The 23,222-nt window shown below is 67.5% G+C and carries 20 protein-coding genes; 10 read left to right on the top strand and 10 right to left on the bottom strand.

Annotated features, from left to right (window positions below; genetic code table 11):
- Positions 1–10: 10 nt before the first annotated feature.
- The 3 genes from gnd to dnaA form a co-directional block, all read right to left on the bottom strand.
- Complete coding sequence (gene gnd, locus ACWGH4_RS05170) at positions 11–889, bottom strand: phosphogluconate dehydrogenase (NAD(+)-dependent, decarboxylating) (protein ID WP_159689825.1); 879 nt, start codon at positions 887–889, stop codon at positions 11–13.
- Between the two features lie 101 nt (positions 890–990).
- Entirely contained in the window at positions 991–2,121 is a 1,131-nt protein-coding gene (dnaN, locus tag ACWGH4_RS05165) for a DNA polymerase III subunit beta (protein ID WP_005314958.1), read from the bottom strand.
- Positions 2,122–2,935: 814 nt separating this feature from the next.
- A complete protein-coding gene (dnaA, locus tag ACWGH4_RS05160; RefSeq protein WP_453455773.1) occupies positions 2,936–4,678 on the bottom strand; it encodes a chromosomal replication initiator protein DnaA in 1,743 nt (580 codons plus the stop codon).
- A gap of 360 nt (positions 4,679–5,038) precedes the next feature.
- Here dnaA and rpmH point away from each other — a divergent pair, with 360 nt between their 5' ends.
- The 9 genes from rpmH to ACWGH4_RS05115 all read left to right on the top strand — a co-directional run bounded on the left by rpmH (position 5,039) and on the right by ACWGH4_RS05115 (position 11,920).
- Positions 5,039–5,176 carry a 50S ribosomal protein L34 gene (rpmH, locus tag ACWGH4_RS05155; RefSeq protein ID WP_014047156.1) on the top strand — a complete coding sequence of 46 codons (138 nt, stop codon included), beginning with the start codon at positions 5,039–5,041 and terminating at the stop codon, positions 5,174–5,176.
- Between the two features lie 18 nt (positions 5,177–5,194).
- Positions 5,195–5,566: a ribonuclease P protein component gene (rnpA, locus tag ACWGH4_RS05150; RefSeq protein WP_005314963.1), complete on the top strand. Its 372-nt coding sequence runs from the start codon at positions 5,195–5,197 to the stop codon at positions 5,564–5,566.
- The gene (gene yidD, locus ACWGH4_RS05145; RefSeq protein WP_441263334.1) at positions 5,563–5,925 is read left to right on the top strand and encodes a membrane protein insertion efficiency factor YidD; all 363 of its coding nucleotides are present in this window, start codon (positions 5,563–5,565) and stop codon (positions 5,923–5,925) included. The genes rnpA and yidD overlap by 4 nt, the downstream gene beginning before the upstream one ends.
- A gap of 3 nt (positions 5,926–5,928) precedes the next feature.
- A complete protein-coding gene (gene yidC / locus ACWGH4_RS05140) occupies positions 5,929–7,227 on the top strand; it encodes a membrane protein insertase YidC (protein ID WP_453455769.1) in 1,299 nt (432 codons plus the stop codon).
- A 12-nt stretch (positions 7,228–7,239) separates the two neighbouring features.
- Positions 7,240–7,752 (top strand): Jag family protein, encoded by a 513-nt coding sequence (locus ACWGH4_RS05135; protein ID WP_453455766.1) that lies wholly within the window; start codon positions 7,240–7,242, stop codon positions 7,750–7,752.
- A 112-nt stretch (positions 7,753–7,864) separates the two neighbouring features.
- Positions 7,865–8,581, top strand: coding sequence for a 16S rRNA (guanine(527)-N(7))-methyltransferase RsmG (gene rsmG / locus ACWGH4_RS05130; RefSeq protein ID WP_441263331.1), 717 nt, complete (start codon positions 7,865–7,867; stop codon positions 8,579–8,581).
- Between the two features lie 233 nt (positions 8,582–8,814).
- On the top strand, positions 8,815–9,888 hold the full coding sequence (locus ACWGH4_RS05125) for a ParA family protein (protein ID WP_189473153.1): 1,074 nt from the start codon (positions 8,815–8,817) through the stop codon (positions 9,886–9,888).
- Entirely contained in the window at positions 9,885–10,985 is a 1,101-nt protein-coding gene (locus ACWGH4_RS05120) for a ParB/RepB/Spo0J family partition protein (protein WP_453455762.1), read from the top strand. Before ACWGH4_RS05125 ends, ACWGH4_RS05120 begins: the two co-directional genes overlap by 4 nt.
- Before the next feature lie 317 nt (positions 10,986–11,302).
- Complete coding sequence (locus ACWGH4_RS05115) at positions 11,303–11,920, top strand: GNAT family N-acetyltransferase (RefSeq protein WP_189473151.1); 618 nt, start codon at positions 11,303–11,305, stop codon at positions 11,918–11,920.
- A 76-nt stretch (positions 11,921–11,996) separates the two neighbouring features.
- On the opposite strand, the gene trxA is transcribed toward ACWGH4_RS05115, so the two are convergent.
- The 7 genes from trxA to ACWGH4_RS05080 form a co-directional block, all read right to left on the bottom strand.
- On the bottom strand, positions 11,997–12,329 hold the full coding sequence (gene trxA, locus ACWGH4_RS05110) for a thioredoxin (protein WP_100108089.1): 333 nt from the start codon (positions 12,327–12,329) through the stop codon (positions 11,997–11,999).
- Positions 12,330–12,381: 52 nt separating this feature from the next.
- Positions 12,382–13,356 (bottom strand): thioredoxin-disulfide reductase, encoded by a 975-nt coding sequence (trxB, locus tag ACWGH4_RS05105; RefSeq protein WP_453455759.1) that lies wholly within the window; start codon positions 13,354–13,356, stop codon positions 12,382–12,384.
- Between the two features lie 124 nt (positions 13,357–13,480).
- Positions 13,481–14,386 (bottom strand): hypothetical protein, encoded by a 906-nt coding sequence (locus tag ACWGH4_RS05100; RefSeq protein ID WP_453455756.1) that lies wholly within the window; start codon positions 14,384–14,386, stop codon positions 13,481–13,483.
- Positions 14,383–15,087, bottom strand: a complete 705-nt coding sequence (gene sigM / locus ACWGH4_RS05095) for an RNA polymerase sigma factor SigM (protein WP_441263328.1) — start codon at positions 15,085–15,087, stop codon at positions 14,383–14,385. Before sigM ends, ACWGH4_RS05100 begins: the two co-directional genes overlap by 4 nt.
- A 27-nt stretch (positions 15,088–15,114) precedes the next feature.
- A complete protein-coding gene (locus ACWGH4_RS05090; RefSeq protein WP_453455753.1) occupies positions 15,115–16,869 on the bottom strand; it encodes a protein kinase family protein in 1,755 nt (584 codons plus the stop codon).
- Positions 16,870–17,017: 148 nt separating this feature from the next.
- Entirely contained in the window at positions 17,018–19,162 is a 2,145-nt protein-coding gene (gene murJ / locus ACWGH4_RS05085) for a murein biosynthesis integral membrane protein MurJ (protein ID WP_453455750.1), read from the bottom strand.
- 45 nt (positions 19,163–19,207) lie between these two features.
- Positions 19,208–21,538 carry a DUF6049 family protein gene (locus tag ACWGH4_RS05080; protein WP_453455747.1) on the bottom strand — a complete coding sequence of 777 codons (2,331 nt, stop codon included), beginning with the start codon at positions 21,536–21,538 and terminating at the stop codon, positions 19,208–19,210.
- 179 nt (positions 21,539–21,717) lie between these two features.
- On the opposite strand from ACWGH4_RS05080, the gene ACWGH4_RS05075 reads away from it, so the two are divergent.
- Positions 21,718–23,184 (top strand): CCA tRNA nucleotidyltransferase, encoded by a 1,467-nt coding sequence (locus tag ACWGH4_RS05075; RefSeq protein WP_453455744.1) that lies wholly within the window; start codon positions 21,718–21,720, stop codon positions 23,182–23,184.
- The last annotated feature ends 38 nt before the right edge of the window (positions 23,185–23,222 follow it).

The raw sequence follows: 23,222 nt of genomic DNA, 5'->3' as shown, positions 1-23,222 counted from the left end.
AGCCTGTGGACTACTTCTTGCTCTCCACCGCGTGGCCGCCGAACTGGTTGCGCAGTGCGGCGATCATCTTCATCTGCGGGGAGTCGTCCTGACGGGACGCGAAACGGGCGAACAGCGACGCGGTGATCGCAGGCAGCGGGACGGCGTTGTCGATGGCGGCTTCCACCGTCCACCGGCCCTCGCCGGAGTCCTGTGCATAACCGCGCAGCTGCTCGAGGTGCTCGTCCTCGTCCAGCGCGTTGACCGCGAGGTCGAGCAGCCAGGAACGGATGACCGTGCCCTCCTGCCAAGAACGGAAGACCTCGCGCACATCGGTGACCGAGTCGACCTTCTCCAGGAGCTCCCAGCCCTCGGCGTAGGCCTGCATCATCGCGTACTCGATGCCGTTGTGGACCATCTTGGCGAAGTGGCCCGCGCCGACCCTGCCCGCGTGGACCGAACCGAACTCGCCCTCCGGCTTGAGGGCGTCGAAGATCGGCTGCACCTTCGCGACGTTCTCGGCGTCCCCGCCGTACATCAGCGCATAGCCGTTCTCCAGGCCCCACACACCGCCGGACACACCGCAGTCGACGAAGCCGATGCCCTTCAGGCCCAGCTCGACGGCGTGCTTCTCGTCGTCGGTCCAGCGGGAGTTGCCGCCGTCGACGACCACATCACCCGGGGAGAGCAGCTCGGCCAGCTCGTCGATCGTGGACTGCGTGGCGGCGCCTGCCGGGACCATGACCCAGACGACCCGCGGGCCCTTGAGCTTGCCCACAAGCTCCTCGAGGCTGTGGACATCAGCGACGTCAGGGTTGCGGTCGTACCCGATGACGGTGTGGCCGGCGCGGCGAATGCGCTCGCGCATGTTGCCGCCCATCTTGCCGAGACCGACGAGACCGAGCTCCATCAGATGATTCCTCAATCGTTGTGTGCAGTACCTACCCGTGTCCGAGCCTACGCCCGGACACGGGTGCACACCTGTGGGGTCAAGCGCTCAAAAGCCGCTGATCAGCCGCTCAGCCGCACGGGCATGATCAGGTACTTGTAGGCCTCGTCCGCCTCGGCGTCCACGGCCGGCCGGCCGCTCAGCAGCGCCGGCTTGGTGGAGGTGGTGAACGAGAGCTGGGCCACGGGCGAGTCGATCGCGCTCAGGCCGTCCAGCAGGAAGGTCGGGTTGAAGGCGATCGAGATGTCGTCGCCCTCGAGCTGCGCGTCGACCCGCTCCACAGCCTGTGCGTCGTCGCTGGAGCCCGCCTCCAGGATCAACACGCCCTGTTCGAAGCTGAGCCGCACCGGGGTGTTGCGCTCGGCCACGAGCGCCACGCGCTTGACGGCCTCGACGAACGGCGCGGTCTCGATGACGGCCACCGAGTTGAACTCGGTCGGGAAGAGCGTCCGGTACTTCGGCAGGTCGCCCTCGAGCAGTCGCGTCGTGGTCCGGCGCCCCGCTCCCTCGAAACCGATCAGACCCTCACCGGCGCCGGAGCCCGACAGCGCCAGGGTGACGGTGTCACCGCTGGTGAGTGCCTTGGCGGTGTCCAGGAGCGTCTTGGCGGGCACCAGGGCGACCGCGGAGGCGTCCGGGTTCTCGGGCTTCCAGAGGAACTCACGGACGGCGAAGCGGTAGCGGTCGGTCGACGCCAGCGTGACGGTGTCGCCCTCGATCTCGATGCGCACACCGGTCAGGACGGGCAGGGTGTCGTCGCGACCGGCGGCGATGGCGACCTGGGCAGCGGCCGAGGCGAATACCTCACCCGGCACGGTGCCGGTCGCGGTCGGCATCTGCGGCAGTGCCGGGTACTCCTCCACAGGCAGGGTGTGGAGTGTGAATCGGGACGAGCCGCAGACCACGGTCGCTCGTACACCGTCTGTGGAAATCTCCACCGGACGGTTGGGGAGGGCGCGGCAGATGTCGGCGAGAAGCCGGCCGGAGACCAGGACGGTGCCGTCCTCGTCCACCTCGGCCTCGACCGACACACGGGCCGAGACCTCGTAGTCGAAGCTCGAGAAGCTGACGGCGCCGTCCTCCGCCTTCAGGAGAAGGCCCGCAAGAACGGGCGCCGGCGGCCGGGCCGGGAGGCTACGGGCCACCCACGCCACCGCCTCCGCGAGTACATCGCGCTCCACCCGGATCTTCACCGGAACCGCCTCCTGCTGTTGCTGGCTCGCCCTGCTGGCCTTCTCGTCGGCTTGATGCCGGGGACCAGTCTGACGCACGACGCCGACAGTCGGTGCGGGTCGGGGTCAAGTCGTGGCAAGAGCTGCCCGGCGGTCCGGGCTCGAGTTGTGCACAGGGCCTTCTTCGAAGCGAATTCCCCGGTAACTCTAGGTGGGAGTAGTAGTAGGGCCTGTGGAAACGGTGGATAACGTCGTTTGCCCAGGTCAGGCCCGCTTTTTTGTCCACCGCGCCTGTGGGCGGGGACCGTGGACAACTCGGCGCTTCTGTGGACACGCGAAAGTTCTGCACACCCGATGCACAGGCCCCAGGGACTTCTCCCCAGTCCCGTCCCCAGCTTTACCCCGGTTCCCCACAGGCCAACCGACCTCGTTGGTGTGACAGCTTTCACTCAACGCGGTGAGCGGGTGTGTTTCGTTGCCGAACAGTGGACAGGGGTGTGGAGAAGCTGTGGGCAACGGGCCGTTGCCTGTGGGGCAGCGGTGGACAACGACGATCACAGCCTGTGGATGTTTTCTGTGTCCACAGGCTGTGGAACCTGGTTTGCCACAAATCCCCAAGGGGCTGACCTGGGCCGACGGCCCGGTGATCCGTATGCCTGTGGACCGGTCGTGGACAACTTCCTGGTCCCCAGGCTGTGGACGGAAGAATCCTGGCTCCACTGTGGAGAACGGCTCGACGCCGACTCGAAATCGAACAGAGCGGTGCGGGCGAAACGGCTGAGGGCGCCCCGGGAACCGTCCCGGAGCGCCCTCAGGAGCCGTCGTGGCCGACTTGTCAGCCGTTCTTGATGCGGTTGGTGAGCTCGGTGACCTGGTTGTAGATGGACCGCCGCTCCGCCATGAGGGCCCGGATCTTCCGGTCCGCGTGCATCACCGTCGTATGGTCCCGGCCACCGAACTGTGCGCCGATCTTCGGAAGCGACAGATCCGTCAGCTCCCTGCACAGGTACATGGCGATCTGCCTCGCCGTCACGAGCACCCGGCTGCGGGAGGAACCGCAGAGGTCCTCGACCGTGAGCCCGAAGTAGTCCGCGGTGGCCGCCATGATGGCGCTCGCGGTGATCTCGGGAGCCGCGTCCTCTCCGCCGGGGATCAGATCCTTCAGCACGATCTCGGTGAGCCCCAGGTCCACCGGCTGCCGGTTGAGGGACGCGAACGCCGTCACGCGGATCAGCGCGCCCTCGAGCTCACGGATGTTGCGTGAGATGCGGGAGGCGATGAACTCCAGTACCTCCGGAGGGGCGTTCAGCTGCTCCTGGACGGCCTTCTTCCGGAGGATCGCGATGCGCGTCTCGAGCTCCGGGGGCTGCACGTCCGTGGTCAGGCCCCACTCGAACCGGTTGCGCAGCCGGTCCTCCAGCGTCATCAGTTGCTTGGGCGGCCGGTCGGAGGACAGCACGATCTGCTTGTTGGCGTTGTGGAGGGTGTTGAAGGTGTGGAAGAACTCCTCCTGTGTCGACTCCTTGCTCGCGAGGAACTGGATGTCGTCGACGAGGAGGATGTCCACGTCCCGGTAGCGCTTGCGGAAGGTGTCGCCCTTGCCGTCCCGGATCGAGTTGATGAACTCGTTGGTGAACTCCTCCGAACTCACGTACCGGACGCGGGTCCCCGGGTAGAGGCTGCGCGCGTAGTGCCCGATCGCGTGCAGCAGGTGCGTCTTGCCGAGTCCCGACTCCCCATAGATGAAGAGGGGGTTGTACGCCTTGGCCGGAGCCTCGGCGACAGCGACGGCCGCGGCGTGTGCGAACCGGTTGGAGGCGCCGATGACGAAGGTGTCGAACAGGTACTTGGGATTGAGGCGGGCGTGCGGCTCGCCCGGACCCGGTGCCGGGGCCGGCTGTGCGCCGAGCGGCCCGGGAGCTCCCGAGGGGCCGCGGTGCGGAGCCTGCGGCTCCTGCATCGAGTGGCGCTCCGGACGTGAGTCGTACTGCCGGCGCTCCGGCGGCTGCGGCGACCGGTAGTCGTGGTCAGGCTGCCGCTGGGGCGGGGAGGCGTAGGGGTCACGGTCCTGGAAGCCCCCGAGCCGCGGCTGCTGCCAGGACAGGTCCTCCTGGGTACGCGGCCAGGAGCCCGGCTCGGGCCGCTGCTGGTACTCGGGGTAGGCGGGCCTGGCCGTCGGCAGGCCGTCGTCGGAGGAGCGGTGGCCGTAGGTGTCGTACGGATCTCCGGGCCGGGGCTCGTCGTGCTGGGGCCCTTGGTACCGGGGCTGCTGCTGCGGAGGGCCTTGGGGGATCGGCCCCTCGCCGACGGAATCGTCGACGGTGATCGCGATCCGGATGGGACGGCCGCACTCACGGCTCAGCGTCTCGCTGATGAGGGGAGCGAGCCGGCCTTCAAGGACACGCTTGCCCCATTCATTGGGGACCGCGAGCAGTGCGGTGTCGGCGACCAGGGCGAGCGGCTGGCAGCGCTCGATCCACTGTTTGTCCTTCGGCTCGACGCCCTGCTGGCCCTCATCGAGGAGATGCTCCAGCACTCGTGGCCACACTGCGGCAAGATCGGCAGGTACGTCAGCCACAAGGCACGCTCTCTCACAGGTCCCACGAATGTGTGGTTCTCGGGACGGGATGGGAAGACAGGCAGGAAAGGAATCCAAGTTCAGCCACGGTAGTCAGGGCGACCCGCGTGGTTCAAGTTGTTGTCCACAGCCTGTGCATAGTGGACCACGCCATAGGGTCGGTTTGACCGGATGGCGTAGCCGCGCGTACCGTGACCAGGTCGAGTTGTCGATGGCTGCTGCCGCCTGCCTCCGATGGGCAAAGATCACGATCTGTGATTGTGAAGCGGTGCACACGGGCGTAATCGCGAGCTTCTCGTGGGCGCACGGTGACAGCCAGGCGATGTCCCGCCGTCTACGAATCATTTCTGGAGCCCCCGAGTGAGCAAGCGCACCTTCCAGCCGAACAACCGTCGTCGCGCGAAGACCCACGGTTTCCGCCTGCGCATGCGTACCCGTGCCGGCCGCGCCATCCTGGCGAACCGCCGTGGCAAGGGTCGCGCCAACCTGTCCGCCTGATCGCGTACAGGTCATGACGTGCTGCCTACCGAGAATCGGCTGAGGCGGCGCGAGGACTTCGCGACTGCGGTACGGCGGGGACGCAGGGCAGGCCGCCCGCTTCTTGTCGTCCACCTTCGCAGCGGCACAACGGACCCGCACGCGCCTGGGGAGAGCGCCTCCCCGACGTGTGCGGGTTTCGTCGTGAGCAAAGCTGTGGGTGGTGCTGTGGTCCGCAACAAGGTCAAGCGGAGACTGCGCCATCTCATACGCGATCGGCTCTCCGAGCTGCCCCCCGGTAGCCTGGTGGTCGTACGGGCGCTGCCCGGCGCGGGTGACGCCGAACATGCACAGCTGGCCCGAGACCTGGACGCCGCTCTTCAGCGGTTGCTGGGAGGGGGCGCGCGATGAAGTACCCGCTGCTGGCTCTGATCAAGATCTATCAGTGGACGATCAGCCCGCTGCTGGGGCCCGTCTGCAGGTACTACCCGTCGTGTTCCCACTACGGATACACGGCCATCGACCGGCACGGCGCGGTCAAGGGCACGGTGCTGACCGCCTGGCGCATCCTGCGGTGCAATCCGTGGTCGCCGGGCGGGGTGGACCACGTGCCTCAGCGCAAGCGCCCGCGGTGGCACGAAATGCTGCGTGATGCCTTGCGCGGCGACAGCAAGGGCGGGGACGCCGCCGTTGATCTGCCTGCTCCGGGATCGGCCTCCGCATCCCAGGGCCCGGCCGCAGAGACCTCGCCCAATGCTCAAGGAGCCTGATTAGTGGACACGATTGCCAGTCTCTTCAGTTTTATCACCACGCCTGTCTCGTGGATCATCGTTCAGTTCCACAGTCTCTACGGGGCGATCTTCGGCCCTGACACGGGATGGGCCTGGGGACTGTCCATCGTGTCGCTGGTGATCCTGATCCGGATCTGTCTGATCCCGCTCTTCGTGAAGCAGATCAAGTCGACCCGGAACATGCAGGCGCTCCAGCCGAAGATGAAGGCGATCCAGGAGCGCTACAAGAACGACCGACAGCGTCAGTCCGAAGAGATGATGAAGCTGTACAAGGAGACGGGCACCAACCCGCTCTCCTCGTGCCTTCCCATCCTGGCCCAGTCGCCGTTCTTCTTCGCGCTGTACCACGTGCTCAGCAAGATCGCCTCGGGTGACGAGATCGGGGTGCTCAACAAGGACCTCGTGAACAGCGCGCGTGAGGCGCACATTTTCGGTGCTCCCATCGCCGCGAAGTTCATGGACGACCCGGCGAAGGTCGAGGCACTCAACGCCTCCCTGACCGACGTCCGCATCGTCACCGCCATCATGATCATTCTGATGTCGGCGTCGCAGTTCTACACCCAGCGTCAGCTGATGCAGAAGAACGTCGACCTCACGGTCAAGACGCCGTACATGCAGCAGCAGAAGATGCTGATGTACATCTTCCCGCTGATCTTCGCCGTCATGGGCATCAACTTCCCCGTCGGTGTCCTCGTCTACTGGCTGACCACCAACGTGTGGACCATGGGCCAGCAGATGTACGTGATCAACCAGAACCCGACCCCGGGCAGCAAGGCCCAGGACCACTATCTGCAGCGGCTGCTCAAGAGCGTCACCGCCCACGGCGAGGTCCGCTCGCGGCGCAAGCGCAGTGTCATCCAGGCGATCGTGGCCAAGGGGACGGACCGCAACGACAACGAGCGCCGGTTCATCTCCGGTCTCGCCAAGGCCGGCCTGGCCGCGCAGGCGGACGGCACGGTGACCAAGAGCGAGGCGGCCGTGGCCGAGGCCGAGGGCGGCCCCGCACAGAGGCGTCAGCAGCCCAAGCGCCAGAGCAAGTCCAAGCGCCAGACCACGACGGCCCAGCCGGGTGCCGCCAAGGGTTCCGACGCCGCAGGCGCCACTGCCAAGACCTCCCTGGAAAAGGACAAGCCGGCGGAGGGCCGCTCCAGGGCCGGATCCTCCCAGGGCGACGCCAAGCAGGGCGCCGGCGGCGGCAAGGCCACCGGTTCCGCACGCCAGCCCAAGTCCGGACAGCGCAAGGGCCCGCAGCGGCCCAAGCACCCGTCGTCCAAGAAGTAAGAAGGAGCATCCGTGACGGAAGGCACCATCTCCGCCGCCGCCGAGGGTGGCGACACCCTGACCCGCCTCGAGCAGGAAGGGGAGATCGCGGCCGACTACCTCGAGGGCCTGCTTGACATCGCAGACCTCGACGGTGACATCGACATGGACGTCGAGGCGGACCGTGCTGCGGTTTCGATCATCAGCGACACTGCCAGCCGCGACCTCCAGAAGCTCGTCGGCAAGGACGGGGAGGTTCTGGAGGCCCTTCAGGAGCTGACGCGTCTGGCCGTGCACCGGGAGACGGGCGACCGTAGCCGACTGATGCTCGACATCGCCGGCTTCCGGGCGAACAAGCGCACGGAGCTGGCCGAGCTGGGCGCGAAGGCCGCCGCCGAGGTCAAGAGCAGCGGTGAGCCGGTGAAGCTCGACCCGATGACGCCCTTCGAGCGCAAGGTCGTCCATGACGCCGTCGCGGCGGCGGGGCTGCGCAGCGAGTCCGAGGGCGAGGAGCCTCAGCGCTTCGTCGTCGTGCTCCCTGCCTGACCGCTTTGTTCTGTCGGCCCCGTCTGTTCGCAGGCGGGGCCGATCTTTGTCAGCCTGTTAATCAGCCACCACAGTCCGCATTGCGGCAGTGCGGTACGGAAGGACGGTCCCCGTGACGGAGGCAGCACAGCTTCCCCAGGCGCCCGAGGCGGCACGGAAGGTGTTCGGAGAGCACTTTCCCGAAGCCGTGCGGTACGCGGAGCTGCTCGCGGACGCCGGGGTCAAGCGCGGTCTGATCGGGCCACGCGAAGTGCCGCGGCTGTGGGAACGGCATCTGCTGAACTGCGCCGTCCTCTCGGAAGTGGTGCCGGAGGGCGTGACGGTGTGCGACGTCGGCTCCGGTGCGGGACTTCCCGGGATCCCGCTGGCGCTGGTGCGACCGGATCTGAAGATCACCCTTCTGGAACCGTTGCTCCGCAGGACGAACTTCCTGCAGGAGGTCGTGGAGCTGCTGGGCCTGGACCACGTGACCGTGGTGCGGGGACGGGCCGAGGAGGTCCTCGGGAAGGTTCCTCCGGTGCACGTGGTCACGGCGCGGGCCGTCGCCCCGCTGGACCGGCTCGCCGGCTGGGGTGTCCCTCTGCTGCGGCCCTACGGCGAGATGCTGGCTCTCAAGGGCGACACCGCCGAGGAAGAGATCCAGGGAGCGCGTGCGGCGCTCAGCAAGCTGGGTGTCGTGGAGACCTCGGTCCTTCATGTCGGTGAAGGCCTCGTCGATCCGCTGTCCACAGTTGTGCGGGTCGAGGTCGGGGAGAGCCCCGGTGGTGTGAGGTTCGCCGCAAAGCGGGCGAAAGCTGCTCGCACCAGTCGTACGCGCCGTCGTCGCTGAGCCATACACGTTGCCATACGTACTGATTTCGGAGTGTCGTCCCGGTCTGGCCATGCGGCTTGGGCATCGTGTTTCACGTGAAACGTCGCTCACTGCTGCAGGGAATCATCAGCCGCGGCCGTGCGGCCGCCCCGACCAAGGGTCGTAGGCCCCTCTTGAGGGCTACAGAGTTGTCCACAGAGGTGGATTCCTCCACAGATCCACGGGGCTCGCTGGTTCGCGACCCCGAAAGCATGGCAGGCTCTGCTCATTGCGAGCCTGATGTCGAGGAGAGTGAATCCTTGCGGTCCGACGCCAACATCGCGGGACCGATGACCGATCCGGTCCCCGGTCCCCGTACCGAGTCCGCGGGGGACGATGTTTCACGTGAAACACCGCCCCCCATGGATGACACCCCCATCGGCCGTGCTGCTCAGCTGGCCGTGGAGGCGCTGGGGCGTGCCGGTGAGGGTCTGCCCCGACCTGAGCAGACACGCATCATGGTCGTTGCCAACCAGAAGGGCGGCGTAGGCAAGACAACCACCACGGTCAATCTCGCTGCTTCGCTCGCCTTGCACGGCGCGCGCGTTCTGGTGATCGACCTGGATCCGCAGGGAAATGCCTCCACGGCTCTGGGGATCGATCATCATGCGGAAGTTCCCTCGATCTATGACGTCCTGGTGGAGAGCAGGCCTCTCGCCGAAGTGGTCCAGCCGGTCCCGGACGTCGAAGGACTCTTCTGCGCCCCGGCCACCATCGATCTCGCCGGTGCGGAGATCGAGCTGGTGTCGCTGGTGGCGCGGGAGAGCAGACTGCAGCGGGCGATCCAGGCCTATGAGCAACCGCTGGATTACATCCTCATCGACTGTCCGCCCTCGCTGGGCCTGCTGACGGTCAACGCGCTGGTCGCCGGCGCTGAGGTGCTGATCCCCATCCAGTGCGAGTACTACGCGCTGGAGGGGCTGGGCCAGTTGTTGCGCAACGTGGACCTGGTGCGCGGCCATCTCAACCCGGCACTGCATGTCTCGACCATCCTGCTCACGATGTACGACGGCAGGACACGGCTTGCCTCGCAGGTCGCGGACGAGGTGCGCAGTCACTTCGGCGAAGAGGTGCTGCGTACGAGCATCCCGCGTTCGGTGCGCATTTCTGAGGCCCCGAGCTATGGGCAGACAGTGCTGACCTACGATCCGGGGTCCAGCGGTTCCCTGTCGTATCTCGAAGCCGCGCGTGAGATCGCGCTGCGTGGGGTCGGCGTGCAGTACGACCCGCACCATGCCCAGGTGGGCCAGAACAGTCAGCAGAACATGTCGGAGGGGATCCAGTGAGCGAGCGACGTAGAGGATTGGGGCGTGGGCTCGGTGCGCTGATTCCTGCCGCTCCGCAGGAGAAGCAGCCGACTGCGTCGGGACCGGACTCGGCCCAGGGATCGTCCCCTGTGCTGACCGCGGAACGGGGGGTGGCGGCGGCAAAGGTCGCCACGCTGCCCGCAGCGGTGGTCACACCGCAGGCGGGCGCTCCCGCCCACGAAGGGGAGGCCGCAAGCACGTCGGCGAGCGCTCCGGCTGGTGCGCACTTCGCCGAGGTGCCGCTCGGTGCGATCACGCCCAACCCGCGTCAGCCGCGGGAAGTCTTCGACGAGGACGCCCTCGCGGAGCTGGTCACGTCCATCAAGGAAGTGGGGCTCCTTCAGCCGGTTGTCGTGCGGCAGTTGGGCCCGGACCGCTATGAGCTCATCATGGGTGAGCGTCGCTGGCGGGCCTGCAGGGAGGCCGGTCTCGAGCGGATCCCGGCGATCGTCCGGGACACCGATGACGAGAAGCTGCTGCTGGATGCCCTTCTGGAGAACTTGCACCGGGCGCAGTTGAACCCGCTGGAAGAGGCCGCGGCCTACGACCAGCTGTTGAAGGACTTCAACTGCACCCACGATCAGCTGGCGGACCGCATCGGGCGTTCTCGCCCGCAGGTGTCCAACACGCTTCGCCTGCTCCGGCTTTCCCCGCCCGTCCAGCGCCGGGTCGCGGCTGGAGTGCTCTCCGCCGGGCACGCCCGAGCCCTGCTCTCCGTGGACGACTCTGAGGAGCAGGACCGGCTGGCGCACCGGATCGTCGCCGAGGGTCTGTCGGTCAGGGCCGTCGAAGAGATCGTGACGCTGCTGAACTCGAACCCCAAGACCGCGCCCAAGCCGAAGGGTCCCCGTGCCGGCACGCGGCTGTCCCCGGCGCTCACGGACCTTGCCTCTCGGCTCTCCGACCGCTTCGAGACGCGAGTGAAGGTCGACCTCGGTCAGAAGAAGGGGAAGATCGTTGTCGAGTTCGCCTCGATGGACGACCTTGAGCGTATTCTCGGCACACTGGCCCCCGGCGAAGGACGCGTGCTCGAAAAGGGACTCGGCGAGGGCCCTGCCGAGGACGACGAGGCCTGAGCCTTCCGCTCGGCAGTGGCGAAGCTGTCTGAAGGGGCGGGTGGTGTTCCGGAGCACGGAACACCACCCGCCCCTTCGGCTTGGCGCGGTATCCGTGCCGGGGTCGGGTGGATACGATGCGTTCTGGTATGACGCATCCTCCTTGAGCCACTTCGGAAAGAGGGCAAGGCCATGCGATCGGTGAGCTGCGGCCAACTGGTGACGGCAGGCCTGGGTCTAGGGGCGGTGAGCGGCTTTGTCAGCAGCTTCCTCCTCGAGCGGAACAGGCTGGCAGATGCTCGCAGCGCGGCACACGAGGGAAGTGAGGAACAGCCTCCATGGGGCGTCGGCTCGTACCGCTCACGCTGGACAACCTTTCGGACCTTCCCAAGCGTTGTCGTGCGTGCGTCTTCTGGGAACTTGACCCGGTCAGCGGTGAAGCCGCAGTAAAGGCCGGCACTCCTGAGCTCGAGAAGGAGGCCTGGATCTCGGCCGTCCTCCTCGAGTGGGGGTCCTGTGGTCGCGTGGTCTACGTGGACGAGGTTCCGGTGGGCTTCGTTGTCTATGCCCCGCCTGCCTACGTACCGCGCTCCACTGCCTTCCCGACGAGTCCTGTGGCGGCCGACGCGGTCCAGTTGATGACCGCGTGGGTCATGCCCGGCTATCAGGGGCAGGGCCTTGGGCGGGTCATTGTCCAGACGGTCGCCAAGGACCTGCTCCGCCGGGGGTTCCGTGCGATCGAGGCATTCGGTAATGCCCGGTGGCAGGAGCCGGCCTGTGTCCTGCCGGCCGACCATCTCCTCGCGGTCGGCTTCAAGACGGTCCGACCACATCCCACATATCCGCGCCTGCGGTTGGAACTGCGCACGACACTCTCCTGGAAGGAAGATGTGGAGCTGGCTTTGGACCGTCTGCTGGGAGCCGTACAGAAGGAGCCGGCGCTCCGGCCCCTCTGACTGCGAACGCGAAAATGGGCCCACCCCCCAGGGGGATGGGCCCATTCGTGTTTCACGTGAAACAGCGGAGGCGTTTCTACTCTCCGATGAAGCTCTCAAGGTCGCGGACGATCGCGGCCTTCGGCTTGGCGCCGACGATGGTCTTGGCAACCTCGCCGTTCTGGTAGACGTTCAGCGTCGGGATCGACATGACGCCGTACTTGGCTGCGGTGGCCGGGTTCTCGTCGATGTTGAGCTTCACGACCTGGATCTTGTCGCCGTGCTCGGCCGCGATGGCTTCGAGGGACGGCGCGATCTGGCGGCAAGGACCGCACCACGCGGCCCAGAAGTCCACGAGCACGGGCTTGTCGCTCTTGAGGACGTCCTCCTCGAAGGAGTCATCAGTCACGTTCTTCAGGGCGCCGGCCACGGCGGCCTCCTTACTTCTCTGCGGGGTGTGGGGTGGGTGGTCCAGAGGTGGGTCAGACCACGGGGGTCTTCTCCGGCTCGGCCGCCTTCTCGCTGTCCGAAAGAGCGGCGAGGAAGCGCTCGGCGTCCAGGGCGGCGGCGCAGCCGGTCCCGGCGGCCGTGATGGCCTGACGGTAGGTGTGGTCGACCACGTCACCGGCGGCGAACACTCCGGTGACATTGGTGCGGGTCGACGGGGCGTCGACCTTCAGGTAGCCCTCGCCGTCCAGTTCGAGCTGTCCCTTGAACAGCTCGGTCCGGGGGTCGTGGCCCACAGCGATGAACAGACCCGTCACCGCGAGCGGGGACTTCTCGCCCGTCTTGGTGTTGTTCAGGGTCAGTCCCGAGAGCTTCTGGTCACCGTGGATCTCGACGACCTCGCTGTCCCAGGCGAAAGAGATCTTCGGGTCGGCGAAGGCTCGCTCCTGCATGGCCTTGGAGGCCCGCAGGGTGTCACGTCGGTGGATGATCGTGACCGACTTGGCGAAGCGGGAGAGGAAGGTGGCTTCCTCCATCGCCGTGTCGCCACCGCCGACGACGGCGATGTCCTGGTCCTTGAAGAAGAAGCCGTCACAGGTCGCGCACCAGGAGACACCGCGGCCGGAGAGCACGTCCTCGCTGGGAAGGCCGAGCTTGCGGTGCTGGGAGCCGGTGGTGACGATCACGGCCTTCGCGCGGTGAACGATGCCGGCCGTGTCGGTCACGGTCTTGATGTCGCCGGTGAGGTCGACGGACACGATGTCGTCGGGCACGAGCTCGGCCCCGAAGCGTTCGGCCTGGGCACGCATGTTGTCCATGAGGTCGGGCCCCATGATGCCGTCGCGGAAGCCCGGGAAGTTCTCCACCTCGGTCGTGTTCATCAGCGCACCGCCGGCGGTGACAGCTCCCTCGAACACCAGCGGCTGAAGCGATGCCCGCGCGGTGTAGAGCGCGGCTGTATAGCCCGCGGGCCCGGAGCCGATGATGATCACGTTACGGACGTCGCTCACGGGTTTGTTCCTCGTCTCTGCAGACTGCCTACTGCCTACGGGGCGGCTTCCTGGACTCTCACCCCACCCAACGGATCCTACGGGGCGTGCATTCCCAAGAAGCCGGAGCGGCACAGACGATGTCTCAAGGGCGGGGATAGGACTCCGTGAGGAGCAGCTCTCCGGGCGAGTTCGCCGCGCCATCCACGCATGCCGCATCGACGACGTAGGCCTGGACCTGAGTGCTGTCCTTCGCGTGTGTCATCAGGACGAGGAAGGCGTTGACACCTTCGTAAGTGCCCCGCTCAGCGGCGATGGGGCCGTCTGTGCGGCCGGTCCCCTGCTGAATGCAGGCAGGCACCGCGGCGTCCGGAGCGTCCTTGGGCGACATCGTGGTGGGATCGCTCTGGAGGGAGGGTGCCTTCTCGATCCTGGGCGCTGCCTCATGTGTCGGTGCGGCCGCCAGCAGGGACTGGACCCGACTTCCGAGGGTGCTGCCGGAGAACTCCGCGCTGTCCCGCGCCGCGGAGCTCACACTCGTCTCCTTCTTGGCAGCCGAGGCGTCGTTGGCGGTATTTGTCTGGGCCGACTGGAGGAACATCACCCCGACACCTACTGCTGCAGCCCCGAACACGGCGCCCAGGATGGCACCGCGTCGACGACGTGCCCGGCTGTTCCGCCCCGGACCGGTCGCCGCGCGGGGGTGCCCCGCCGGCCGGGCGGATGGCGAAGCAGTCTCTGCTGCCGGCGAGCGGGGCACTGTTTCACGTGAAACATGCTCTCGATCTTCAGGTGCCGTGGCTTGGAGCAGAGCCTCTGCGGCCAGCGCCGCATCGATTCGGCCGGCGATGTCGGCGGGCATACGTGGAGGACCCGGCAGGGTGCCCAGCAGGCCACGGATCTCTTCCAAAGACGTCTGCACGTCGGCGCACAGCGGACAGTCGTCGAGATGAAGGCGCACCTCTGCCGTGCGTGCGGGCGGGAGAAGGCCTTCGGTGAGGTCGGAGATTTCCGAGACGTGCGGGTGCCCAGTCGTGTCGGTCGATGTCACGCGCGCCCACCTCCGCCCTTCACTGCCGCAGGGTCACTCGGCCCTGTCTCTCTTGGTCCCGACGCCGGTGGGACGGATGTCCCCGGCGTCCGGTTCCTTCCCATGGTGAGGTCGGTGTTATCCCCGGCCTGACCACGCAGATGCGTGAGCATGGGCAGGAGACGGGCGCGGCCCCGGGCACATCGGCTCTTCACCGTTCCCGTTGGGACATCCAGCAGACGGGCGGCTTCGGCGACCGGATACCCCTGCATGTCCACGAGCACCAGCGCCGCACGCTGATCGACCGGAAGTTTCGCCAGGGCGGCCAGCAGCTCCCGGTGGAGGTCGTGACGCTCGGCGGGAGCCTCTGCCGACTCGTGGGGCTCCAAGAGCTGCTCCAGACGCTCCGTGTCGTCCACGGGCGAGGTCTTACGGGAGGCGGCCTTCCGCGCGCGGTCCAGGCAGGCGTTGACCGTGATGCGGTGCAGCCATGTGGTGACGGCCGACTGACCTCGGAAGGTATGTGCTGCGCGGAAGGCCGACACAAGGGCGTCCTGGACCGCGTCGGCGGCCTCCTCACGGTCCCCCAATGTGCGCAGCGCCACGGCCCACAGCCTGTCGCGATGGCGACGCACGAGCTCGCCGAAGGCGTCGGGGTCCCCGTCGACGTGGCGTGCCAGCAGATCCTGGTCGCTTACGTCTCCGAGTGTCGCGTCGTCCAACGGTGAGCCCCCTCCCATGCCTCCGTGTCAGCCGGTGAAGGCGACGTCCGTGATGCCCTGCTTGTAGCCGGGGTCGCTGTACTCGTCCTGTGGCGAGTACGGCATCGCCGTCATCCAGATCAGCACGTACCGGCTCTTCACCGGCTCCTTGGCGGTCACCTTCAGAGTGGAATCGCTGGTACGACCGGTTGCGATCTGCTTCATGGAGCCGACCGGACCGGACGGATTCAGCGAATCAACGGCATAGACGCTGATGGTGGTGTGGTCTCCGCCGTAGCGCAACGCTATGGACGCGCCGGCGATGTCTTTGTCGGAACCGAGGTCGTAGACGATGCCGACGCCCTGCTTCACGGACGGCACCAGGTCCGGTCCGTCGTAGTAGCTCCGGCTCCGCCAATAGGTGGTGCTGTCCGAGTCATGAGTGGCCCCGACGTTGTTCGCGTTCTGCGGCGACCCGTCCGGTGCGTACTCCTGGGCGTCCTGGATGGCGAGAGGCACGGGTGCGTCGGGCTTGTCGCCGCCCTGGTTCGTGGTCTCGGTCTCCGAGGTCTTCGGCTCCTCCGAGCCGTTGCGGTTGTCCAGCAGCTTGTCGGCGACCTGCCAGCTACCGAGTCCGAGAGCGGCAATGAGGAGTGCCGATACGGCCCACTTGAGGGCCTTGCCCGTGCGGGTCTGCAGGGGCGGCGGCGGTGTCGGCGTCGGCTGGGTGGTGCCGGCTCCCGGCATGGCAGCGGGCCGGGCGTAGTTGCCCTGCTGATAGGTGGTGCGCTGGTACTCGGGCGGTGCCGTGAAGGCCGGCTCAGGCGGGCGGATGCGCGGCATTGCAGCGACGGCCTTGGCCAGTTCGTCCGGTGTCGTGCACGGCGGTTCCTGGCGGGACGCGGTGGCGCCGTCGTTGACCAGGGCCCGCATGGCCAGCTCGGACAGACCGCGGTGGACGCCGGCCCGCACCTGGTCGGGAGCGACCAGGCCGACTCCCTTGGGGAGGCCGGTGAGGCCGTACGCGTCGTTCTCGTAGGGCCAGCGCTGCGTCAGTGCCGCGTACAGGAGGGCACCGATGGCCTCGGTGTCGGTGCGCTGGGGGCCGTCGGCGGAGATACCGCGCAGGGCGGCGTTCACCGCCAGTCCGCGGATCCGGTACTGCCCCGTCGAAGTGCGCAGCACAGCCCCGGGGGTGAGCCTCAGGTGAGCGAGTCCCTCCCGGTGTGCGGCGGCCATCGCCTGGGAGACCTGGTCGACGAGTTGGTACGCGTCGTGCGGCTCGAACGGGCCGGCGGCCAGGAGGGCGGTCAGCTCGACGGCGTCGGGCAGCCATTCGTGCACGACGTAGACGAGGTCGTTCTCCTCGACCGCGTCGAGGACCTGGACGAATCGGGGGTCGCCGAGGAGGGCCGAGGACCTGGCGGCCGCCAGGACCGAGCGTGCTCGGGGGTGGTCGGCCGGCAGGATGTGCACGCCGACCGCGCGCCGGAGTTTCTCGTCGACGGCGCGCCAACTGCTGAAACCGTCCAGACGGGTGACGCACTCCTCGAGCCGATAGCGTCTGGCGAGCTTGTGGCCGCTGTGCAGTTCGGGCGTCGAGTAGGACGGTTCGCCGCCCTGCCGTTCGCCGTCCCTGTCGAGCACGGCCTTTTCCGCCGCGCCTTGAGAGCCCGCTGCCGGAGACTCTGCCGCCTGGGTGTCTGCCGCCCCGTCGGTCGTGGCCTTGCCCGCCTTCGCGGTCAGCGGTTCGTCCCCGCCGTTGTCGGCCACGTCGACGGCAGCCGTGCTACGTTCCGCCACCGTCGTTCCTGCCTCCCCATCCGTTGCGCCATGTCCAACAGCCATGCCAATTGTGCCCACAGTCCGACGCTATGCACGACACACGGCGTCCGACGATGGTTGTGCGGAACCGGCCCGAAGCCGGTCGTCGGCGTACTTGTGACGACGTCTAGCGGCCGAGCCGGCCACGGACCATGCCGACCATGGCGTTGAGTTCCTCGATCCGCATCCGCTTCGCAGCCACGAAGAAGACGCCCAGCAGTGCGATGCCACCGGCCACGAGCGCGACCACGGAGCCCCCCGCGCCGCTGCCGAGTCCCGTCAGGATGCCGTAGGCCACGGCGCCTCCGACCACCGCCGCGGGGACGGACGCCATGGACAGCCGGGCATAGGTGCGCATGACGTGAGCGCCGTCCAGGTCGCCGCCGAGACGGTTCTTGAGCCTCCGCCAGGCGACGCCGACACCGACGGCGTAGGCGAGGCCGTAGGAGGCGGCCATGCCGACAACGGCCCACTGGGCGGGCAGCAGCACGTAACAGAGGGCGGAGGCACCGGCGTTGACGACGGCGACGATGACGGTGTTGTAGAAGGGCGTCCGGGTGTCCTCGTAGGCGTAGAAGCCACGCAGCACCACGTACTGCACGGAGTACGGGATGAGTCCGAGTCCGAAGGCCATGAGGATGAAGCCCATGCCCCGGGCCGCCTCGGTACCGGTGGAGGCGAAGAGCAGTGTCGACATGGGCAGGCCGAGCGCGAGGAACGCGAACGACACGGGAACGATGGCGACGGCGGAGTTGCGCAGGCCCTGGGAGATGTCGTCGCGGACGGCACCGGGATCGTTGTCGTGGGCCGCACGGGAGATGCGCGGCAGCAGGGCGGCCATGACGGAGACGGTGATGATGGCCTGCGGCATGCCCCAGATCAGCTGGGCGTTGGTGTAGGCGATGAAGCCCGCGCCCTGTTTTCCGGACGCCTCACCCGCGGCCGTGGCGAGCTGGGTGACGACCAGAACGCCCGCCTGGTTGGCCAGGACGAAGAGGACGGTCCACTTGGCCAGCTTCACGGTCTTGCCGAGCCCGTGCCCCTTCCAGTCGAACCGGGGACGGAAGCGGAAGCCGGTCTCCCGCAGGTACGGGATCATCGCCAGCGCCTGGACGACGAGACCGAGCAGCGTCCCGATGCCCAGTAGCCGGACGCCCTCAGCGGGAATCGTCTGCACGCCCATCTGGGATTCGGCGGAGGTGCCGTACACCCAGATGAACAGCCCGAAGGTGGTGATCATGACGATGTTGTTCAGGACCGGGGTCCACATCATCGCGCCGAACCTGCCGCGGGCGTTGAGGATCTGCCCCATGACGACATGGACGCCCATGAAGAAGATCGTGGGCAGGCAGTAGCGGGCGAACGTGACCGCGACGCTGTTGGCCGCCTGATCGCTCGCGATCGTGTCCGACATCAGCCGGATCAGCAGCGGTGCCGCGAAGACGGCGACCGCGACGATCGCGCCGAGCGCCACCATCACCAGCGTGAGCAGACGGTTGGCGTAGGCCTCGCCGCCGTCATCGTCGTTCTTCATCGCGCGGACCAGCTGCGGAACGAAGACGGAGTTGAGCCCGCCGCCGACCGTGAGGATGTAGATCATCGTCGGCAGCGTGTAGGCGACGGTGAACGTGTCGCCGAGCAGCGCGGCGCCGAGGGCTGCGGTGATCACGAGACTGCGTACGAAGCCCGTGAGGCGGGAGACCAGTGTTCCGGCCGCCATCACGGCACTCGACTTCAGAAGTCCCGTAGCCCGGCCCGCGGGCTTCTTCGGGGCAGGCGGCGCCGGCACCGGCTCGGAGGCGGGCGGTGGCACCGAGGACTGCTGGTCCTTGAAGAGATGAGCGAAAGCGTCAGGCTCCGGCTTCTCCTCGCCGGCCCGCGTGACCAGGTCGTCGACCCCGGTGAACTGTGTGGTCCGCGCGTCGTCGCCGTACGGGAGGTGGCGGGAAGGGCCCTCGGGCTCCGGTGGCGGAGTCTGTGCCCAGATGCGGGGGTCCGGGGCGTACTGGGGCGTCGCCGGCTGCTGGTAGAGCGGCTGCGGCTCCTGGTAGGTGCCCGGGGGCGGCGGCGGGTGCGCGGAGCGGTCGTAGAACGCCTCGTTCACGGGGTCCTGGGCGGAGAGGTCCTGAGCCTGGAAGGGATCCGGGGCGTAGGCGTCCTGGACATAGGGGTCCTGCGCATACGGGTCCGACGAGGGCTGCTGGGGCGGGAAGGAGCCCGCAGGGTCACCGCCCGCGCCCTGACCACGGTCACCGTCGTACGGCGCGTTCATGACTACCCCACCTCATCGTCCCCGGCCGACCGGCCACGACATCGCTCAACGGTCCACTTTCTCACCAGCGCCGGACGGGTTGCCGCTTTCCGGTCCGGTGTCAGGGGCGAGGTCACTCGGCTGCCCTGGATCCGAGCCGCTGCCGCCACCCTCCGTGTCCGGCGCATCCGACGACCCGGGGTCTCCGGCATCGGCGGTCTCCGCGGCGGCAGCGCGCTTGCGCTGGGTGTACATCCTGATGCCTGCGAGGACGAGCAGGAGAACACCGCCCGCGAGGACGAGCATGACGGTCGGAGTGATCTCGGAGACCCTCACCGTGAACGACATCTCGGGGCCGTACGGTGTGCCGTCCTTCGTGAAGAGCTGCGCGGTCATCTGGACCTGACCGTTGGCATTGGCGGCGGCCGGGAACTTCACGGACTGGCTGTGGCCTCCCTCGACCTTGATCGGCTGCTCCGCCATGCCCTCGTCCCCATCGAAGTGGAGACGGTTCGGGTTGTTGGACTTCAGCCGCAGCACAAGGTCGTCGATGCCCTGGACCAGCTGGTTCTGCACCGTGACCGGGATGGTCGCACTGCGACCGGACAGGGTCACATCCGACTTCTCGATCAGCCGGACCTCTTCGGTGAGGTTCCGCAGATACGACTGGACCTCGTCGCGGTAGCGCTGAGCCGCTTCAGGTTTGCCCCGCCACGCTGTCGACAGCTCACGGTCGATCGCCCTGCCGAAGGGCGCTTCGACCCGGTCGGCGAAGGTGAGGACGACCTTGAACTTGTCCAGTGTGCTCTGCGTCTCGCTGATGTCCTCGAATGCCTCGACCGGCAGCTCCTGCCGGCGCAGCCGGGCGGGGTACTGGGAGGCACTGGGCACCTTGGTGTTCGCCTCGGCGTCCGGTTCGGCGGACGCCGCCGCCACCAGATCCAGCGGCTGTGTCCAGCGCTTGGGCTCGAGAGCACGCAGGGCGCGGGCCATGGACTGGGCCTGGGCCACCGTGGGCACGCGCTGTGGAGCGACCACGATGCTCCGCTGCTTCTCGGGGTCCTGGAGGGCGAGGGCCAGCGACTGTGCCAGGAATTTCTGTACCGCGAGCGTGGAGTCGCCGGCGTCCGTCATGTCGCCCTGGAAGGCGGTCGACAGGCGGGTGTCGGCGACCACGGCCGTGGTACCGCCACCGATGGGACGGGCTGCGGTCGGGGTGTACGACAGATTGTCCTGGAGGCTGTCGCTCCGGGCGATCACCTTGTGTGCACCGGCCGAGGTGGCCACGTCCACGATCGACGAGTCGATCGCGCCGTCCACCGGCCAGGCGAAATCGACGGAGGGCTTCACATGGAGAATCGTCTCCACTGTGATCTCCGCCACTTGTGTGGCCGGCTGCAGATGGCTGAGCGAACCGGAGACCGACTTGCCCGTGTGCGCCAGCGAGGCGAGGTCTGGGTCCGCGAACGGGAGAGCAACGACCTTCTTGCCCTGTACTGCGTCTTCGACAGAGCTCAGCCATCGCTTGGCGACGGCCTGGTTCCTGCCGGCCACCGTGGAGTCCCCGCTCTTGACCCGGTAGCTCCGTGTCATGGCGTCGACGGTGGCCAGAAGGTCCGGGTCGATGACCCAGGTGACCGGCAGCTCCTTGCCGAGTGACACCAGCTGGTCGAGCCGCCCGCCGGGAGCGAGCTCGGCCGCCAGCGCCTCGTCCTCGAAGACGGGGGTCTGCTGTTCGTCCGAGCCGGTTTCCGACGTGAGGTGGGTCGAGGAGATCAGCGGCCAGAGATAGGTGAGTCGTGTCTTCTTCTCCATGGCCCCCGGCTGCCAGGGAAGGAAGGTCCGCTCGATGCCGAGGACACGCTCGAAGGACTGGCTCGAGGTCTGACCAGTCAGGGACACACCGAGCTCGTAGACGCCGCCGTTGTCGTCGTCGAGATCGAGTTCGTCGGCGGGCACCGAGAGCTTGAAGTCGTAACTGATACCCGAGGCGAGCTTCGGAAGGTCGACGCTGTACTTGTCGTCGACCGTCGGGCCGTCCACACCGTAGGTGTAGCCGGTCCTCTCAGCGGCCCGGTCGATGCCTGTCCTGCCGGCCAGCTTGGGGCCCACCCGGAGATCGACATGTGCGCCTGTGATCGTCCGCGGGCCCTCGTTGACCACGGTCCCCGAGACCGTGATCGTGTCGTCCTTACCGGGCGCTTCCGGCGTCACCGTGTCCAGCGACACATCAACGGTCCGGGATCCGGTGGGCTCCGCGGCCTGTGCCGCGGGTGCGGCCGGGCCGCACAGCAGTCCGGTCAGGAGTGGCACGCCGGTGATCAGGGAGGCTGTGCGACGCAGCCACCGGCGCGCAGGAGAACTACGCATCCCCTGGAAGTCTGCCGCCTCGGCCACGCGCTCGCCCGTCCCTCGTCGTCTGCTGTCCTTGGTGGTTCTCTGCTCTTGCGTCCACGCATGGTAACGAGGCCCGCTGTGTTCAAGTGCCGCGGAGTGCCCCACAAGATCGGAGCGGACCGGCGAGGCACCGGAAACGGGGACGACCCGGTCGGCCCGGGCACGTACCCTTTTCTGTTGTGCCGAACGCCAATGAAGACAACCCCACTGCCCTGAGCCAGGCGCAACACCGCGCAGTGAGCGAACTGCTGCGGGTGTCACCCGTCGCCGACGACCTGGCGCGCCGTTTCCAGGATGCCGGATTCAGTCTTGCCCTGGTCGGCGGGTCGGTCCGCGACGCGTTGCTCGGTCGGCTCGGCAATGACCTCGACTTTACGACGGACGCCCGTCCCGAGGATGTGCTGAAGATCGTCCGTCCATGGGCGGATTCGGTGTGGGACGTCGGTATCGCGTTCGGCACGGTCGGTGCTCAGAAGGCCGGACGCGTCGGCGACGCGGTTCAGCCCTTCCAGATCGAGGTGACGACATACCGCTCGGAGGCATACGACCGGACGTCACGTAAGCCGGAGGTCTCCTACGGCGACTCCATCGAGGAGGACCTGGTCCGGCGTGACTTCACGGTCAATGCGATGGCCGTGGCGCTGCCGGCCAAGGAATTCATCGATCCCCACGGTGGCCTGAAGGACCTTGCCGCGAAGGTCCTGCGCACGCCCGGTACACCCGAGGAGTCCTTCTCCGACGACCCGCTGCGGATGATGAGGGCCGCCCGGTTCGCCGCGCAGCTCGACTTCGAGGTGGCGCCGGACGTCGTCGCCGCCATGAAGGCGATGGCGGAGCGTATCGAGATCGTTTCCGCCGAACGGGTGCGTGACGAGTTCAACAAGCTGCTCCTGTCCGGACACCCCCGCAAGGGACTGTCGCTCCTCGTCGACACCGGCCTTGCCGCCCATGTGCTGCCCGAGCTGCCGGCGCTCCGTCTGGAGAGTGACGAGCACCATCGGCACAAGGACGTCTACGAGCACTCGCTCACCGTGCTGGACCAGGCCATCGCCCTCGAGGAGGACGGGCCCGATCTGGTGCTCCGGCTGGCCGCACTGCTGCACGACATCGGGAAGCCGAGGACTCGCCGCTTCGAGCAGGACGGCCGGGTCTCCTTCCATCACCACGAGGTGGTGGGCGCGAAGATGACCAAGAAGCGCATGACGGCGCTGAAGTACTCGAACGAGATGGTCAAGGACGTCTCGCGGCTCGTGGAACTGCACCTGCGTTTCCATGGCTATGGAACCGGCGAGTGGACCGACTCCGCTGTGCGACGGTATGTGCGCGACGCCGGACCGCTTCTGGACCGCCTCCACAAGCTGACCCGCTCCGACTGCACCACGCGGAACAAGCGGAAGGCGGCAGCCCTCTCACGCGCCTACGACGGCCTTGAGGACCGCATTGCCCAGCTTCAGGAACAGGAGGAGCTGGATGCCATCAGGCCTGACCTGAACGGCAACGAGATTCAGGAGATCCTGGGCATCGGCCCTGGCCCTGTGATCGGCAAGGCGTACGCGTTTCTCCTCGAGTTGCGGCTGGAGAACGGGCCGATGGAGCGCGACGCTGCGGTGGCGGCGCTCAAGGAGTGGTGGGCCAAGCAAGGCTGAGCGTGAAACGGCGCGATGTTTCACGTGAAACATCGCGC

The organism is Streptomyces sp. NPDC054847 (assembly GCF_053610925.1).
The sequence above is the reverse complement of the archived record's forward strand: the minus strand, read 5'-3'. Positions and strand labels throughout refer to the sequence as shown.

Bases quoted from the DNA above. Each gene is read 5' to 3' on its own strand.
- ACWGH4_RS05115 (WP_189473151.1), top strand. From the start codon at position 11,303: ATGGGGCGTCGGCTCGTACCGCTCACGCTGGACAACCTTTCGGACCTT.
- gnd (WP_159689825.1), bottom strand. From the start codon at position 889: ATGGAGCTCGGTCTCGTCGGTCTCGGCAAGATGGGCGGCAACATGCGC.
- yidD (WP_441263334.1), top strand. From the start codon at position 5,563: ATGAAGTACCCGCTGCTGGCTCTGATCAAGATCTATCAGTGGACGATC.
- murJ (WP_453455750.1), bottom strand. From the start codon at position 19,162: ATGAACGCGCCGTACGACGGTGACCGTGGTCAGGGCGCGGGCGGTGAC.
- ACWGH4_RS05125 (WP_189473153.1), top strand. From the start codon at position 8,815: ATGGCAGGCTCTGCTCATTGCGAGCCTGATGTCGAGGAGAGTGAATCC.